We start from the raw sequence: 16051 nt of genomic DNA, 5'->3' as shown, positions 1-16051 counted from the left end.
TCCTTCACAGTCGCACTCCGATGTACTTGGTCTCCAGGAATTCATCGATCCCGGTCAGCCCGCCCTCGCGGCCGAGGCCGGACTCCTTGACACCGCCGAACGGCGCCGCCGGGTTCGACACCACGCCCTGGTTGAGCCCCACCATGCCGGTTTCCAGCGCCTCGCACACCCGCAGGCCGCGCCGCAGGTTCTCGGTGAATACGTAGCTCACCAGTCCGTAGGGCGTGTCGTTGGCCCTGGTCACCGCTTCGTCCTCGGTGTCGAAGACGCCGATCGCGGCGACCGGTCCGAAGATCTCGGTGTGGCACAGCTCGGCGTCGTCGGGGACGTCGATCAGGACGGTCGCGGGATAGAAGGTGCCCGGTCCGGGCAGCGCTGTTCCGCCGGTGAGCACCGTGGCGCCGCGAGCGCGAGCGTCGTCGACCAAGCGCTGCACCTTGTCGACGGCCTCGGCGTCGATGAGCGGGCCGACCACGACGTCCGGCTCGGTGCCCCGCCCCCTCGGCAGGGCCGCCATCCGGTCGGCGAGCTTATGTGCGAAGACGTCGGCGATTCCGCGCTGCACGAGGATTCGGTTGGCCGCGGTGCACGCCTGGCCGATGTTGCGCATCTTCGCCGCGAGCGCGCCCTCGACCGCCTCGTCCAGGTCGGCGTCGTCGAACACCAGTAGCGGCGCGTTGCCGCCGAGTTCCATCGAGGTGCGCATCACCGTCCGCGCGCACTGCGCGAGCAACTGCTTGCCGACCGCCGTCGAGCCGGTGAACGACAGCTTGCGCGAGCGGGCGTCCAGGATCAGCGGCGTCATCACCGCGGCCGGGTCGGCCGTCGTCACGACGTTCACCACCCCGGCGGGCAGCCCTGCCTCGGCCAGCACCTGGGCCAGCGCCAGCATCGAAAGGGGCGTCTGCTCAGCGGGTTTCACCACGCACGTGCAGCCTGCGGCGAGCGCGGGCGCGATCTTGCGGGCGCCCATGGCCACCGGGAAGTTCCACGGCGTGATGAGCAAACTGGGCCCGACCGGCTGCCGGGTCACGAGGAAACGCGAACCGCCGGTCGGCGCGGGCATGTACCCGCCGTCCAGTCGCACGGCCTCCTCGGCGAACCAGCGGAAGAACTCGGCGGCGTAGGCGATCTCGCCGCGCGCCTCGGCCAGCGGTTTGCCCATCTCCAGCGTCGCGATCAGCCCGAGCCGGTCGGTCTCCGCCAGCAACGCGCGATGCACGCGCATCAACAGATCGCTGCGCTCGCGCGGTGGCGTGGCCGCCCACTCCCGCTGCGCCGCGCACGCCGCGTCCAGTGCGGCGAGACCGTCGGCCGGATCCGCGTCGGCCACCGCGCACAGCACCTCGCCGGTCGCCGGATCGAAGACCGGCAGCGTCCTTGCCGTCGCCCGCCACCGCCCCTGGATGAACAAGCCGCGTGGCACCGTGTCGATCGCCGCCCGTTCGGCTGCGCTCAGTGCGCTTTCGGTGAGCATGGTCGGTGGCTCCTTTCGGCACCGCGCAGCGTCCGGCCATTGCTGCGACCCGTGCGGCCATGTTATGCATATTGTCGACAATCCGACAATAGACAAGCCTTTCCCTTCCACCCCGCTCCGGGAGGCGAATCACCATGACCGAGCTCTCGCCCATCCTGAAACAGGCCACTCCGGTGACCGTCGACCATGGCGCGGGGTGCTATCTCTACGGCACCGACGGACGCCGCTACCTCGACTTCACCGCGGGTATCGGCGTGACCAGCACCGGTCACTGCCACCCGAAGGTGGTCGCCGCCGCACAGGCGCAGGTGGCTTCGCTGATCCACGGCCAGTACACGACCGTGCTGCATCGTCCGCTGCTGGAGCTGACCGAGCGGCTCGGCGCGGTGCTGCCCGAAGGGTTGGACGCGCTGTTCTTCGCCAACTCCGGCAGCGAGGCGGTCGAGGCCGCGCTGCGGCTGGTGCGCCAGGCCACCGGACGGCCGAACGTCGTCGTCTTCCACGGCGGCTTCCACGGCCGAACCGTGGCCGCCGCGACCATGACGACCTCCGGCACCCGTTTCTCGGCCGGGTTCAGCCCGCTCATGGCAGGGGTGCACGTCGCGCCGTTCCCCACCGCCTATCGCTATGGGTGGAGCGAGCGGGAAGCCACCGCCTTCGCGCTGCGGGAACTGGACTATCTGTTCGCCACGCTCACCTCGCCGGCCGAGACCGCCGCGTTCATCGTGGAGCCGGTGCTCGGTGAAGGCGGGTACGTTCCGGGTAACACCGAGTTCTTCCGTGGGCTGCGCGAACGCGCGGACCGGCACGGCATCCTGCTGGTCTTCGACGAGATCCAGACCGGCTTCGGCCGCACCGGCAAGTTCTTCGGCCACCAGCACTTCGACGTCCGGCCCGACGTGATCACCATCGCGAAGGGACTGGCCAGTGGGTTCCCGCTGTCCGGCATCGCGGCCTCGCGCGAGCTGATGGCGCGGGCGTGGCCGGGCTCGCAGGGCGGCACCTACGGCGGCAACGCGGTGGCGTGCGCGGCGGCGATCGCCACGCTCGAGGTCATCGAGTCCGAAGGGCTGGTGGCCAACGCGGCCGCGCGCGGGGCACAACTGCTGGGCGGTCTGCGCGACAGCGCCACCAAGGCGATCGGTGACGTGCGCGGCCTCGGATTGCTCGCGGGCGCCGAGTTCACCACGGCCACGGGCGAACCCGACACCGCCACCGCCGCGGCCGCCCAGCGCGCCGCGGTGGACAAGGGGCTGCTGCTGCTGACCTGCGGCGCGCACATGAACGTGGTGCGGATGATCCCGCCGCTGATCGTGACCGAAACGCAGATCGAGGACGCTCTGGCGATCTGGTCCGAAGTGCTCGCCGAGCTGTAGTTCGCGACCATCACCCGTCCGCTGTGCCCGTCCGGCGGGCACCGACCAGGAAGCAGCACCGCATGGCCCGCTACATCACCATCACGCTCACCAAAGCCGCGGTCACCTGCCGCGCTCGTCTGCTCGACGAGGAAGCGCCGCAGACCTGCGCGGCGGTGTGGAACGCCCTGCCGCTGGAAGGCGACGCCTTCCACGCCAAGTACGCCCGCAACGAGGTGTACACGTTGCTCCCTCGGATCGGCGCGGCCCCGCATCGGGAGAATCCGACGGTCACGCCGATCCCGGGCGACGTGTGCCTGTTCGATTTCGAGCCGTGGGAGATCGGGAATCCGGCCTACGGCTACGAGCCCGGCTCCGCGGCCGAGCACGAGCGCGGCGCCACCGATCTCGCGCTGTTCTACGGCCGCAACAATCTGCTGATCAACGGCGACCTCGGGTGGGTGCCGGGCAATGTCTTCGCCACCATCGAGGAGGGGCTCGCCGAGATCGCCGCGGCGTGCAACACGCTGTGGTTGCACGGCGTCCAAGGCGAAACGCTCGCCTTCGCCCGCGCCTGAATGCCACTCGGACCGCTCCCCTGTCCCGACGTCACGGCCCGGTGGCAGCACGCCACCGGGCCGCGCGCAGTCAGGAGGCCAGCACGAATTCGGCGTAGCGGGCCACCGCGAGCACCAGATCGTCCGAGTGGCGCGGACCGACGATCTGCAGCCCGACCGGCAGACCCGCGCTCGTGGTACCCGCCGGGATGCTGATCGCGGGCTGCTGGGTGAGATTGAACGGGTAGGTGAAGGGCGTCCATTCGGGCCAGCTGCGCAGCCCGCTGCCCGGTGGCACGTCGTGTCCCGCTTCGAAGGCGGGGATCGGCACCGTCGGGGTGATCAGGACGTCGTAGTCGGTGTGGAACCGGCCCATCGTGATGCCGATCTGCGCCGCTACGTTGCGTGCGGCGAGATAGTCGACGGCGGTCACGGTTTCGCCGCGCTCCCAAACCGCGCGTAGCCCCGGGTCCACCCGGTCGCGGGTGCCTTCCGGGAAGCCGGACAGCATGGTCGCCGCGCCGGCGGCCCAGAGCAGTTCGAAAGCCTCGCGCGGATCCTCGAAGCCCGGATCGGCGGCGGCGACCCGGAGTTCGGCGTCGGCCAGGCGTGCCACCGCCGCGTCCACGATCGTGGCGACCTCGGCGTCGAGCGTGGCATAGCCGAGCGTCGGCGAGTACGCCACCCGCAATCCCCGCACGTCACGCTGCATTTCGGCGCGGAACACGGTGAGCGTGGGAGCCAGCGCGGTCGGATCGCGCGGATCGGGGAGCGACAGGATGTCCATCAGCAGCGCCGCGTCCTCGACGGTGCGCGTCATCGGGCCCGCGTGCGCCAGCGGACCGAACGGGCTGGCCGGGAACAACGGAATCCGGCCGTAGGTGGGCTTGAATCCGACGATGCCGCAGAAGGCGGCCGGGATGCGCACGCTGCCACCGCCGTCGGTGCCCACCGAGACCGGGCCGAGGCCCGCCGCGACGGCCGCGGCGCTACCGCCGGAGGAGCCGCCCGCGGTGGTGGACGGGTCGGCCGGATTGCGGGTGACACCGGCCAGCGGGCTGTCGGTGACCGCCTTCCACGCGATCTCCGGGGTGGTGGTCTTGCCGAGGAAGACCATGCCGTCCTCGCGCAGCCGCGCCGCCACCGGGCTGTCCACCGGCCACGGCCCGGCCGGGTCGATCGACGTGGATCCGCGCCGGGTGGGCCAGCCCTCGGTCAGGAAGACGTCCTTGATCGAGACGGGTACGCCGTCGAGCAAGCCCCTGGCATGGCCGGACTGCCAGCGCGCCTCGGAATCCTTCGCCTGCACCAAGGCGCGATCGTGGTCGACGAGACAGAAGGCGTTGAGCGCGGGGTCCCGGTCGGCGATCGCGCGCAGGATCGCCTCGGTCGCCTCGACGGGCGACAGCGCGCCCGCGGCGTAGGCCGAGACCAGCTCGACCGCGGTCATGGCGGTCGGGTCGGTGGGATGGTTCTTGTCGGGGTAGCTCATGGATGGGCTCCTTCAGCCGGGCACGTACCCCAGCCTTTTGTCGACCACGTTGTCCAGCGGACGTCCGGCGATCCAGTTGTCGAAGTTCTCGGCGAACACGTCGACGATCTCGGTGCGCCATCCGATGAAGTCACCGGAGTTGTGCGGGGTGATCCGGACGTTCGGCAGTTCCCACAGGGGATGATCGGCGGGGAGCGGCTCGGGGTCCACCACATCGAGCGCCGCCGCGGCGATCGATCCGGTGCGCAGCGCGGCGACGAGATCGTCGGTCACAACGAGTTCCCCGCGGCCGACGTTGACAAACCTCGCGTGCGGTTTCATCGCGGCGAAGGCGGCGGCGTCGAACATGTTCCTGGTCTGGTCGGTGAGGGGGGCGATCGCGACGACGTAGTCGGCGCGGGCCAGCTCGGCGTGCAGGTCGGTGGCGATCTCACCGAAATCCGGATCCGACGCGCGCGCTCGTCTGCCCACGGCGCGCACGGACATCCCGGCCGCGCGCAGCAACCGGGCGATGTGGCGTCCGATCGAGCCGGTGCCGACGATCAGCGCCGTCGCTCCCGCGACCCGTTCGTTTTCCCGGTGCCGCCACTCGTGCCGCTGCTGCAGCAGCAGCGAGCCGGACAGGTCCTTGGCGAAACCGAGGATCTGTCCGAGCACGTATTCGGCGATCGCCGCGTCGAAGACGCCTCGGGTGTTCGTCACCACCACGTCACTGGCCCGCAGCTCGGGAAACATCGCCGGATCGACGCCGGTCGACCCCATGTGCACCCAGCGCAGACGGTCGGCGGCATGCCAGGCGCCGGGCAGCGCCCGCGTCCGGAAGTCGTAGACGAACAAGACCTCCGCTCCGGGCAGGGCGTCCGCCAACCCGGGTGCCTCGGTGTACCGGAGGGTGGCGCGACCTGCTACGCGGTCCATTCGTTCGGCGTCGGGCACACTGTCACTGTGCAGGACGACGACAATCGGGCCCTGTTCCACATTGACACACTAAGAGGGCATCGTATGATTGTCAACAATCCGATCGTGTTCGGAGGTCGTCCCGGCTGAGCGCGAGAGGGGCCGTAGTGGATCTGAGCTTTCCCGACCTCGAGGGGCCCGTTGCACAACGGGGTATCGGGATCATCGCACCGTTCGACCTCGCCCTCGAACGAGAGCTCTGGCGCTGGGCGCCTCTGGAGGTGAGCCTGCACCTGGCCCGCACCCCCTACGAGCCGGTCCCGGTGTCGCTGGAGATGGCCGAACTGGTGTCCGACGCGGCGCATCTCACCGCGGCGACCCGGAACGTCATACATGTGGAGCCCGAAGTCGTCGCCTATCTGTGCACGTCGGGCAGCTTTATCAAGGGCCTCGCCTATGAGAAGTCGTTGCGCGACACCATCTGCCGGGCCGGGGCGCAGGACGCGGTCACCACCTCCGGCGCGTTGCTGGAAGCGATTCGCCATCTGGACCTCACCCGGATCTCGGTGCTCACCCCCTACGACGAGATCCTGACCCACCGGCTGCACGAATTCCTCGCCGAAGCCGGATGCTCGGTAGTGCGCTCCGACCACCTCGGGCTCGGCGGCGGCATCTGGAAGGTCAGCTACCGCACGATCGCCGAACGCATCGTCGCCGCCGACGATTCCGCCGCGCAGGCCGTCTTCGTCAGCTGTACCAACCTGCCGACCTACGACGTGATCGAGCCGCTGGAGCAGGCCCTCGGCAAACCCGTGCTCACCGCCAACCAACTGACCATGTGGGCATGCCTCGGCCGGATGAAACTCCCGATGATGGGCCCAGGCAAGTGGCTGCTCAACGTTTTCTGAAGGAAGAACATCGCATGCACGCACCCACCGTCGGTTTCATCTACCCCGACCACGCGGCCGAGGACGACTACCCGCTCGCGGCGGCGGCGCTCGGCGCGCACCTCCCCGTAGCCCACATCTACGGCACCGATCTGCACGCCATCCCCGAACTGCTGGAGCTGGGCAGTCCGGAGAAATTGCGCCTCGGCGCCGCGCTGCTCGCCCCGCACCGCCCCGCCGCGATCGTCTGGGCCTGCACGTCCGGCAGTTTCGTCTACGGTCCCGCGGGCGCCCGCGACCAGGCGCGTGCGCTGGCCGAGGTCGCGGGCGTGCCCGCGACCAGCACCAGCATCGCGTTCGCCGACGCCGTGCACGCCCTCGGACTGCGCACCGTCGCCGTCGCCGCCAGCTATCCCGACGAGGTCGCGCGGCTGTTCGTGGAGTTCCTCGCCGACGCGGACATCGACGTCGTCTCGATGTCCAGCGCCGGAATCGACACCGCGGCCGAAGTCGGCACCCTCACACCGGCCCAGGTCCTGCGGCTGGCGGCGGACAACGACCATCCCGGCGCGGAGGCGCTGCTCATCCCGGACACCGCGATGCACACCCTCGCGGTGCTGCCGGACCTGGAGGCTACGCTGGGCAAACCGGTGCTGACGGCCAATCAGGTCACGATCTGGGCGGGCCTGCGGCTGGCCGGCGCCGAGCCGGTCGTCGCCGGACTCGGCACCTTGTTCGCGGAAAGGCAGATCGATGTCCGTCGTTGATTTCGAGCCGGTGAACCGGCAGTCGACCGCGGAGATGATCGCCGATCGGCTCCGCGAGGCGATCATGCGCGGCAGTCTCGCGCCCGGGTCGCAGCTCGGGGAAGCCGACCTCGCCGCGCGGTTCGCGGTCTCGCGGGGACCGGTGCGCGAGGCGATGCAGCGCTTGGTGTCCGAAGGCTTGCTGCACAGCATCCGGCACCGCGGCATCTTCGTCATCGAACTGAGCCTCGACGACGTCGTCGACATCTACCGCGCCAGGACCGCGCTGGAAGGCGGCGCGCTGGAACTGATCCTGGACGGCCGCCGCCCGATCGCCTACGAGGCGCTCGGTCCCAGCGTCGAGGAGATGGTCACGTGCGCCGAACGCGGTGACGCGGTGGGAGTGTCGGAGGCCGACCAGGCCTTCCACGAGGCGCTGGTGGAGAGCGCGGCCAGCCCGCGGCTGGTGCGCGCGGCCCGCACCCTGCTGATCGAGACGCGGATGTGCCTGGGCGCCTTGCAGACCACCTACCCGGACCTGCGGGACCAAGCCCAAGAGCACGTCGGTCTGCGCGAAGCGATCGCCACCGCCGAGCCCGCCCGCGCCCGCGCGCTGCTCGTCGAGCACATGGACGACGCCGTGCAGCGCCTGCGCCACCAGATCGGCGGCTGAGCCCAAGCCCTCCACCTTCACTCGGTCCGGCGCGGACCAGCGCGACGGCCTGAGCCCGGCCGCGCCGCTCGTGCCGCTACCGGGACAGGAAATCCAGCAGCGCGCGGAATTCCGGCAGCGAGAGAAAGCCGTCGCCATCGGTGTCGGCCGCGGCCGGCAACGCGTCGGCCGGTTCATCGATACGGTCCGCGCCGACGTGGCGGATGAGCGATTCCAGCTCCTCGACGGAAATGCGGCCGTCGCCGTTGACGTCGAACACCTTGAACGCGGCGTCGGCGTCGGTCACCTCGATACGCCCGGCCACCAGGGCGGCGTCGAATTCGGTTCGCGAGACCAGGAAGTCGCCATTGGTGTCGGCGGCCGCGACCAGCCGTTCCACCACCGCCTCGTCGACCTCCAGACCGAGCGCCCGAATGCCCGCGGTGATGTCCTGCACCGCCACGAGCCCGCCCCCGTCACGGTCCCACAGCTCGAACGTGTCCACCGGCGCGTCACTCAAGCTCGCCACTTTCGCTACCACTACCCGACTGCGGCCGCCGCGCGACCATCCCACACTGTACGGATTCCGCTGCCCGGGTGCGATTCTCGAGCAGATCCCGGAAGATGCCTCGCGCCGTTCCGATCGGCTACGGCACGACACTTGCCGCCCATGAGCCTCCACGCCGCGTCCCCCATTCACTCGACCGACAGTCTCCGCATTGAGCTGCGTGAGCGGCTCCGGCGTTGGACAATGGGTCGATACGCTGGCCTGACCGGATATCGCACAAGTGGATCGGCACATCTCATGGGCGTCGAACGGGAAAAGCGCGTCGGGTCATGGATAGTCGTGGTGTTCGTGGCGATCGCCGCCGTCCTCGCCGTCCTCGCCGGCTGCGGTGACGGTGACGGTGACGGTGACACGCCACCTGCCGAGGGAAAGCCGGGCATACCCGAGGCCGCGGCGACGGAGGGCGCCTCCGGTAACCCCGGCGGCTCCGACAACAGCGGTCGTGGCGCGAAGGGCATTCCGGTCGACCTCGCCCAATTCAATTTCAGCCAAGGTGATCCGGCCGACGCGGTCGTGACCGACATACGGGCCCAAATGGCCAGGAACTGCGACGAGAAGAAATTGCCTGTCGACTGCGTGACCGTCACGAAGAAGGCGAAGAATTCGGCACCGACGCCGACCTGCTCGCTTGCAGAGGACGGGACGCCGGTGGCCAAGGGTTACGAGTCCTTCGTGGGAGTCGACCCGCCATTGCCCTCGGCCGGAATACCACCCGACGCCACCATCGAGTCCGGCGGAGTGATCACCGTCTACACGAAGACCTGCGTGCCGGAGGACACCTCGGGAAGCGGTACCGGACAACCGACCACGACGACCACCACGACGAAGCCCCCGGCCACCACTGCGCCACCGACGACTTCGAGGCGCAATGGCGGCTGATCCGCCGCGCCCTGACCGGCCTCGCGAAGGTTCGTCCACCTTCGCCGACCTCTCCCAGATGGCGCAGGTTCTCGGCCAGTTCGTCGCTCCGGCTACGCTGCTGGCGGGTTTGCTGTTCTACTGGGGGTTCTTCCACGCTCGCGGATTCTGCGGATATTTCGGAATCGACTCTCAAGTGCTGGGATTCAGCACGACCGATTACGTCATGCGCAGCGCCGATGGGTTGTTCATCCCGTTGGCGGTGTGCGCGGTCGTCACACTGGCCTTCACGTGGGGCAGGGTGGCGATCCCGCCCGTGGTTCTGCACGGAGCCCTGCCCAAATGGGTCTTGATCGCCGGGGTGATCGCCGGTGCGCTGCTGTTGCTCAACGGACTATCGCAACTTTGGTTCGACAACCCGCTGAACTGGACGATCGGAGTGGCGCCGTCCTGCTCGATCATCGGCTTGCTGCTCCTGTGGGGCGTCGTGCGCACCCGCCGCCGCCAACTCGCCGCCGGATCGATGACGGCACCGTCGACGACCACACCGCTGGAATGGGGGCTGGTCTTCCTGCTCGTCGCGGGCAGCTTCTTCTGGGGCGCGACCGACTACTCCCTGGCCGTGGGGATCGGCCGCGCGCAGCGATTCGAAACGGAGACTTTGCGTACAGCCCCCGGACTGACCATCTACGCCGAGAAAGCTCTGGATCTGCGCGCTCCCGGCGTCACGGCGACGGCCTGCACTACTCCCGATTCCGTCTACCGCTACCGCTACGACGGGTTGGTCCTGGTGATGATGGCCGGGGACAATCTCGTCACGGTCCCCCGGACCTGGTCTCGCGCACAAGGCTCCGCGATGGTGCTGTCGCGCAGTGCATCGGGTGCCATGCGACTGGAGTTCACCAGGCCGGCCACCGCGAAACCGCCGGCGATGTGCTGAGCAGCGCACCCGTCGTCCCGCGGGCGCGGTGACGCACAGGATCGAACTCCTCACATGTTCGCCGGGCGCACCACCAGCACCGATGCCGCCCGCTTACCCTCTCCTTTCCGGCGGAACGCCAACGCTGAGCGCGTTACGGATCACCCGGGGACACGAATCTTGTTGCCGCCGTGGCCGCCACCGCCGCAGCCGGTGAAATCACCGGCATTGACCTCAATCCGCGGCGAGCACACGGGGCGCCGAGCCGAGCCGCTTCTCGTCGGCGTCGGCGAGCCAGAAGTAGACCGGGGGAAGCACGAGTTCGATGACGGTCAAAACGATCTGGAACCAGTGCGGCCAGCCGTACACGGCGACCGAGACGAAGCGGGCCACCCCGCCGAGCAGGAAGATCCCGGCCAGCAGGCGCATCGCCGCCGCGGGTATCGGCGACTGCCGCGCGGCCCAGATCCACGCGAGGCCGTATCCGGCGAAGATCGCGCCGAAGAACCGGCTCTGGCTGTCGGCGGTCACACCGGCCGAACCCATGTCGGGCACCGAGTCGACACCGAGTGCTATGTGCAGAATCCCGATCGCCACGCAGGCGACGCCCATCACCATGGACAGCCATTTGAGTGCGCTGGACATACATGCCTCCCGGATGCACGCGAAGTATTCGGCGGGTGCGCGGTGAAACCGCCCTTTACAGACCACCGCTTAGTAGACGTTCGTCTACTAAGACCCTACGGCGTGTAGTAGACACGCGTCAACTAAGCTCGCGAGGTGACCCGCCGCCGACTGTCCCCCGACGAGCGCCGCCGCGTGCTCGTCGACGCAGGCGCGAAACTGTTCGCCGACCGGCCCTACGACGCGGTGCTCATGGAGGACGTCGCTGCCGAGGCGGGCGTCTCCCGGGCTCTGCTCTACCGCCACTTCCCGGGCAAACGCGACTTGTTCGCGGCCGTCTACCAGCTCGCCTCCGAGCAACTGCTGGTCGCGACCACATTCGACGCCGAAGCACCCTTGGTCGACCAGCTCGCCGCCGGCCTGGACACGCACTTCGACTACTTCGAGGCCAACGCCAACAGCGTGCTCGCGGCCAACCGCGTCCTGGCCGCGGACCCCACCATTCAGGCGATCATCGCAGGGGAACTCGGCGAACTACGCGAGCGCGTGCTCGACGCGCTACGGCTGGAGGGGCCGCCACGCGCCACCGTCTCGGCGATTTTGACGAGCTGGCTCACCTTCGTTCGGGTGCTCACCGTCGACTGGCTGGAGCACGGCACACCGGCCCGTGCCCAGATGCGGGAGATCTCACTCGGCGCGCTGCTCGGCGCCTTGCGCCCGGTCATCGACATCACCGGCGCCGACAGCTCGGGGAAACCTCCGGGCTGATCGTGCGGCGACGCAACGGCATCGCGGCGACGGCCGTTCGGGAGCACTCGCCGCGGTGGCGCAGGCCGAGACGGGCTCGGACCTCGAAGGATCCTCAAAGGTTGGACGGGCGTACCACCATGACGGATGCGGCTCGCTTTCCGCTTTCCCGCAGCAGCGCGATCGAACGGCCTTCCGGGTCGATGGCGGCATACACACCGGCTATCCCGGCGGGTTCGAGCCAGCGGCCGTTGCGCAGGTCGTCGGCTTGCTTTTCGTCGATGTCCCGGAGCGGGAACGCGGTTCGGACCGCGGCGTCCATGTCGAGACTCAGCGGCGGCACGCCCGACTCCGCGGCGGCGGCCAACTCGTCCAGGGTGCGGGCGTGTTCGAGCGTGAACGGACCGACCCTGGTCCGGCGCAACGCGGTCAAGTGGCCGCCGACGCCGAGCGCGGCGCCCAGGTCCCTGGCCAGCGCCCGCACATAGGTGCCCGAGGAGCACTCGACCACCACGTCCAGGTCGACGAAATCGCCGACGTCGCGCCGGGTGAGCACGTCGAACCGCGACACCGTGACCGGACGCGGGGCCAACTGCACCTCTTCGCCCGCACGGTGGCGGGCGTAAGCGCGCTCGCCGTTCACCTTGATCGCGCTCACGGTGGCAGGCACTTGGTCGATGTCGCCGGTCAATTCCGCGGTACGCGCGGCGATGTCGTCGTCGACGAGGTGACCGGACGGGATCGTCGTGAGCACCTCGCCTTCGGCGTCGTCGGTGCTGGTGGCCTGTCCGAGCCGGATGGTCGCGGTGTACGCCTTGGTCGTCAAGGTGAGCAGGCCGAGCAGTTTGGTCGCGCGTTCCACACCGAGCACCAGCACGCCGGTCGCCATCGGGTCGAGGGTTCCGGCATGGCCGATCTTCTTGGTATGCAGCAGCCTTCGGCATTTCGCGACGACGTCGTGGCTGGTCCAGCCGCCGGCCTTGTCGATGACGAGCAGCCCGCCGAGTCCGTCCATCAGACGTGCGCGATCGCGGTCAGGATGTACCCGTCGGTGATCAGCCAACGGCCCTCGAACGACAGCAGCGGCGTCCCGCCGTCGGTGGTCTGCCCGGGCACCAGCAGTTCGGTATGGAAGCTGCCGTGCCCGGAATCCGCGGTGCTGTCCTCGATCTCGAACGTGATGTGCGCGTCCTCGAAGCCCAGCCAGCGCACCGTGAGCGGGAACCACGCCTTATAGGTGGCCTCTTTGGCGCAGAACAGCAACCGGTCGAGGTGCAGCTGGGAATCGGTGGTCTTCAACCACTCCCGCTCCGGCGGCAGGCTGACCGAGTCCAGTACGCCGTCGGGCAGGGTCGCGTGCGGCTCGGCATCGATGCCGATGGAGCGAAACCGCAGCTTGTGGCCCAGTGCGGCGGCCTGATAGCCGTCGCAGTGGGTCAGGCTGCCGACCACCCCGCGCGGCCACACCGGAGCGCCGCGCTCCCCCTTGCCGATGGCCACCGGCGGCTCGCCGAGCTGAGTCAGCGCCAGCCGGGCGCAGTGCCGCGCGCCGATGAAGTCGCGGCGCCGCTTCTCCACCGACTTGGCGATGAGATGCTCCTCGGCGGGATGCGGCCGCAGATCCTCGGGGTACGCCAGCAGCTCGGCCGAGGCCACACCCGCGGGCAGAATGTTCTCGATCATCACCGACGAGCGTAGTCGAGCCACACGAGGGGTGATCGCAGCGCCGGGTATCCGCCCGAGGCCGCGGCAACGCCTTTGTCGCAACGATGGACGCGTGCAGTGGAAGGCCGGTGCCGATCGACTGCGCTCTCCGTGAGCGGACTATGCCAGCCCACGCCGCTGCTGCGCTTTGCTGCGCATCTCCGCGGCCGCGGCTTCCATTTCCGGCGTCACCTGGAAGTGCCCGCCCCACTTGTTCAGCGTGCCCGGCGGGTACTGCGGGGTCGGCAGAATCTGCCGCAGCAGTCGGTCGGGAAGGCCGCGGCGCTGCCATTCCCGCGGGTAGCCGAGCGAGACCTCTTCGAACCGGACGCCGTCGTAATGCGAAGTGCGCGGGATGTGCAGGTGACCGTAGACCGAGCAGACCACGTTGTAGCGGGTGTGCCAGTCGGCGGTCAGCTCGGTGCCGCACCACAGCGCGAACTCCGGGTAGAACAACACATCGGTCGGCTGCCGCACCAGCGGGAAGTGGTTGATCAGCACGAGCGGGGTGCCGGGCGCGAGCGCGTCGAGCTTGCGCTTGGTCACCTGCACCCGCGCATGGCACCACGCGTCCCTGGTCAGGTACGGCTCCGGCGAGAGCAGGAACTCGTCGGTGGCCACCACGTTGCGCTCACGCGCGATCGCCAGGCCCTCCGCCTTGGTGGTGGCTCCCTCCGGCAGGAACGAGTAGTCGTACAGCAGGAACATCGGCGCCAGCGTCACCGCGCCGCCGTGCTCCTCCGCACCGGCGCCCTGCCACACCGGAAAGGGGTCCTCCGGCGTCAGCACGTCCAGATCACGGCAGATCGACACCAGGTAGTCGTAGCGGGCCACCCCGGCCATCTGCACGGGGTCCTTCGCCGTCGTCCACAACTCGTGGTTGCCCGGCACCCAGATCACCTTGGCGAACCGGCCGCGCAGCAGCTCCAGCGCCCACCGGATGTCGTCGGTCTTCTCCCCCACGTCGCCGGCCACGATGAGCCAGTCCTCCGGCGAGTCCGCCGTGATCTGCTCGACGACCGGCCGATTCCCCTGGTGCCCGACGTGAATGTCGCTCACCGCCATCAACTTGGGTATCACCACACCTACCTTGGCACATCCGCACGGATTCGCACGCACCGGCCGAGCCGGGTGTCGCTCACCCCGGCATCTCGGCGCCGACCAGTGCCCACCGGCCCGACAGCGCCCGCCACGCGACGGCGATCAGCCGCAACAGCATGAACGCGGCGAGGCCGGACCAGATTCCGGCCACGCCCCAGTCGAAGGCCAGCGACAACCAGATGGCGGGCAGGAAGCCGAGCAACGCGGCGCCGAGCGTGGTGGTGCGCAGATACGCCGCGTCGCCCGCGCCGAGCAGCACGCCGTCGAGGGCGAAGACGATGCCTGCCACCGGAATGAGCGCGACGAAGAACCACCACACCACGTGCGCGCGCTCCAGCACATCGGGATCGGCGGTGAACAGCGCCGGGATCGCCACCACCCCCGCCGCGAAGCAGGCGGCGAGCCCGAGGCTGAAGATCTCCGACCAGCGGGTCACGCGCCGCGCGATCCCGCGGGCGCCGGTGACGTCGCCCGCGCCCAGAGCGGCGCCGGTGAGCGTCTGGGCGGCGATGGCCAGCGCGTCCAGGGCCAGCGCCAGGAAGTTCCACAGTTGCAGCACGAGCTGGTGGGCCGCCACCGACGCGGCGCCGAACCGCGCGGCGACCGCCGCCGCCGAGACGAAGCACGCCTGGAAGGCGAAGCTGCGGACGATCAGGTCGCGACCGAGCACGAGCTGCGCCCGCATGACCGACCAATGTGGGGCCAGGGAAACGCCCTCGCGGATCAGCGCGTTCAGGAACAGGACCGCGGTGACGATCTGACCCGCCACATTGGCCACCGCAGAGCCGGGCAGGCCCAGGTGCGGCGCGCCGAGGAGCCCGTGCACCAGCACCGGGCACAGGATGCCCGATACCGCCAGCCCCGCGACCACGTAGACCAGCGGCCTGCGCGTCTCCTGGATGCCGCGCATCCACCCGTTGCCCGCCATGGAGATCAGGATCAGCGGCACGCCGAACAGCGCGATCCGCACCCAGCCCAGCGCTTCCCGCGCGATGTCCCCGCCGCCCGCGATGGCGCTGGTCACCGGCACCGCGAGCGCTTGTACGAGGAGCAGGATCACGGCGCCGACGGCGAGCGCGATCCAGGTGGCCTGCACGCCTTCGGCGACGGCCCCCCGGTGATCGCCCGCGCCGTGACGGCGGGCGGATCGCGCGGTGGTGCCATAGGACAGGAAGGTCAGCTGCGAACTCGTCTGCGCCAGGATCAACCCGCCGACGGCGAGCCCGGCCAGCGCGAGCGCGCCGAGCCTGCCGACCACGGCCAAGTCGAACAGCAGGTAGATCGGTTCGGCGACCAGTACGCCGAGGGTCGGCAACGCGAGCCCGAGGATGCGCTTCGGCCCGGCGCCTGCGGCTCGGTCGACGCCGACCGGGCGCGCGACCGGACCGCTGACCTCCTCGCCACGGGGACTCTCAGCCTTCACCGGTACCTCCGCTGCTCGGCCCGCGCGCCCGCCGTCGTCCCACG

At 69.6% G+C, this 16051-nt stretch carries 17 protein-coding genes; 8 read left to right on the top strand and 9 right to left on the bottom strand.

Translation table 11 applies throughout. The features are described from left to right. Positions 1-4 precede the first annotated feature (4 nt). Positions 5-1477 (bottom strand): NAD-dependent succinate-semialdehyde dehydrogenase, encoded by a 1473-nt coding sequence (locus ABZ552_RS05385; RefSeq protein ID WP_357435728.1) that lies wholly within the window; start codon positions 1475-1477, stop codon positions 5-7. 134 nt (positions 1478-1611) lie between these two features. Here ABZ552_RS05385 and ABZ552_RS05380 point away from each other — a divergent pair, with 134 nt between their 5' ends. Both ABZ552_RS05380 and ABZ552_RS05375 read left to right on the top strand, forming a co-directional pair. After that, positions 1612-2853, top strand: a complete 1242-nt coding sequence (locus ABZ552_RS05380) for an aminotransferase class III-fold pyridoxal phosphate-dependent enzyme (RefSeq protein ID WP_357435726.1) — start codon at positions 1612-1614, stop codon at positions 2851-2853. 62 nt (positions 2854-2915) lie between these two features. After that, a complete protein-coding gene (locus ABZ552_RS05375) occupies positions 2916-3410 on the top strand; it encodes a DUF3830 family protein (protein WP_281878660.1) in 495 nt (164 codons plus the stop codon). Positions 3411-3480: 70 nt separating this feature from the next. Here ABZ552_RS05375 and ABZ552_RS05370 read toward each other — a convergent pair whose 3' ends face one another. Both ABZ552_RS05370 and ABZ552_RS05365 read right to left on the bottom strand, forming a co-directional pair. Next, the gene (locus ABZ552_RS05370; protein ID WP_281917755.1) at positions 3481-4881 is read right to left on the bottom strand and encodes an amidase; all 1401 of its coding nucleotides are present in this window, start codon (positions 4879-4881) and stop codon (positions 3481-3483) included. A 12-nt stretch (positions 4882-4893) separates the two neighbouring features. Beyond that, positions 4894-5859 (bottom strand): D-2-hydroxyacid dehydrogenase, encoded by a 966-nt coding sequence (locus ABZ552_RS05365; protein WP_281878658.1) that lies wholly within the window; start codon positions 5857-5859, stop codon positions 4894-4896. A gap of 86 nt (positions 5860-5945) precedes the next feature. On the opposite strand from ABZ552_RS05365, the gene ABZ552_RS05360 reads away from it, so the two are divergent. From ABZ552_RS05360 to ABZ552_RS05350, 3 genes are read left to right on the top strand one after another with little or no spacing between them, the layout of a single operon-like run. Then, positions 5946-6686: an Asp/Glu/hydantoin racemase gene (locus ABZ552_RS05360; protein ID WP_281878657.1), complete on the top strand. Its 741-nt coding sequence runs from the start codon at positions 5946-5948 to the stop codon at positions 6684-6686. Positions 6687-6700: 14 nt separating this feature from the next. Further along, the gene (locus ABZ552_RS05355; protein ID WP_357435723.1) at positions 6701-7432 is read left to right on the top strand and encodes a maleate cis-trans isomerase; all 732 of its coding nucleotides are present in this window, start codon (positions 6701-6703) and stop codon (positions 7430-7432) included. Beyond that, entirely contained in the window at positions 7419-8084 is a 666-nt protein-coding gene (locus tag ABZ552_RS05350) for a GntR family transcriptional regulator (protein ID WP_281878655.1), read from the top strand. The genes ABZ552_RS05355 and ABZ552_RS05350 overlap by 14 nt, the downstream gene beginning before the upstream one ends. A 76-nt stretch (positions 8085-8160) precedes the next feature. Here the strand turns inward: ABZ552_RS05350 and ABZ552_RS05345 are convergent, their stop codons facing one another. After that, entirely contained in the window at positions 8161-8592 is a 432-nt protein-coding gene (locus ABZ552_RS05345) for an EF-hand domain-containing protein (RefSeq protein WP_357435721.1), read from the bottom strand. Positions 8593-8868: 276 nt separating this feature from the next. On the opposite strand from ABZ552_RS05345, the gene ABZ552_RS05340 reads away from it, so the two are divergent. Both ABZ552_RS05340 and ABZ552_RS05335 read left to right on the top strand, forming a co-directional pair. Further along, positions 8869-9510 (top strand): hypothetical protein, encoded by a 642-nt coding sequence (locus tag ABZ552_RS05340; RefSeq protein ID WP_357435719.1) that lies wholly within the window; start codon positions 8869-8871, stop codon positions 9508-9510. Beyond that, entirely contained in the window at positions 9500-10429 is a 930-nt protein-coding gene (locus ABZ552_RS05335; RefSeq protein ID WP_357435717.1) for a hypothetical protein, read from the top strand. Before ABZ552_RS05340 ends, ABZ552_RS05335 begins: the two co-directional genes overlap by 11 nt. 213 nt (positions 10430-10642) lie before the next feature. Here ABZ552_RS05335 and ABZ552_RS05330 read toward each other — a convergent pair whose 3' ends face one another. After that, a complete protein-coding gene (locus ABZ552_RS05330) occupies positions 10643-11053 on the bottom strand; it encodes a DUF4345 domain-containing protein (protein ID WP_281878649.1) in 411 nt (136 codons plus the stop codon). A 135-nt stretch (positions 11054-11188) separates the two neighbouring features. Here ABZ552_RS05330 and ABZ552_RS05325 point away from each other — a divergent pair, with 135 nt between their 5' ends. Then, on the top strand, positions 11189-11800 hold the full coding sequence (locus tag ABZ552_RS05325; RefSeq protein ID WP_281878647.1) for a TetR/AcrR family transcriptional regulator: 612 nt from the start codon (positions 11189-11191) through the stop codon (positions 11798-11800). Positions 11801-11894: 94 nt separating this feature from the next. Here ABZ552_RS05325 and truB read toward each other — a convergent pair whose 3' ends face one another. The 4 genes from truB to ABZ552_RS05305 all read right to left on the bottom strand — a co-directional run bounded on the left by truB (position 11895) and on the right by ABZ552_RS05305 (position 15914). Continuing rightward, positions 11895-12794: a tRNA pseudouridine(55) synthase TruB gene (gene truB, locus ABZ552_RS05320; protein ID WP_281878646.1), complete on the bottom strand. Its 900-nt coding sequence runs from the start codon at positions 12792-12794 to the stop codon at positions 11895-11897. Beyond that, a complete protein-coding gene (gene npt / locus ABZ552_RS05315; RefSeq protein ID WP_281878645.1) occupies positions 12794-13462 on the bottom strand; it encodes a 4'-phosphopantetheinyl transferase Npt in 669 nt (222 codons plus the stop codon). Before npt ends, truB begins: the two co-directional genes overlap by 1 nt. Positions 13463-13603: 141 nt before the next feature. Next, on the bottom strand, positions 13604-14563 hold the full coding sequence (locus tag ABZ552_RS05310; protein ID WP_281878644.1) for a metallophosphoesterase: 960 nt from the start codon (positions 14561-14563) through the stop codon (positions 13604-13606). 58 nt (positions 14564-14621) lie between these two features. Continuing rightward, positions 14622-15914, bottom strand: a complete 1293-nt coding sequence (locus ABZ552_RS05305; RefSeq protein ID WP_281880841.1) for an MATE family efflux transporter — start codon at positions 15912-15914, stop codon at positions 14622-14624. Between the last annotated feature and the right edge of the window lie 137 nt (positions 15915-16051).

It is taken from the genome of Nocardia sp. NPDC019219, assembly GCF_040632645.1.
GTDB classification, from domain to species: Bacteria; Actinomycetota; Actinomycetes; order Mycobacteriales; family Mycobacteriaceae; genus Nocardia; species Nocardia sputorum.
Note: the sequence above shows the minus strand (reverse complement) of the source record. Positions and strands in the feature narration are given on the sequence as shown.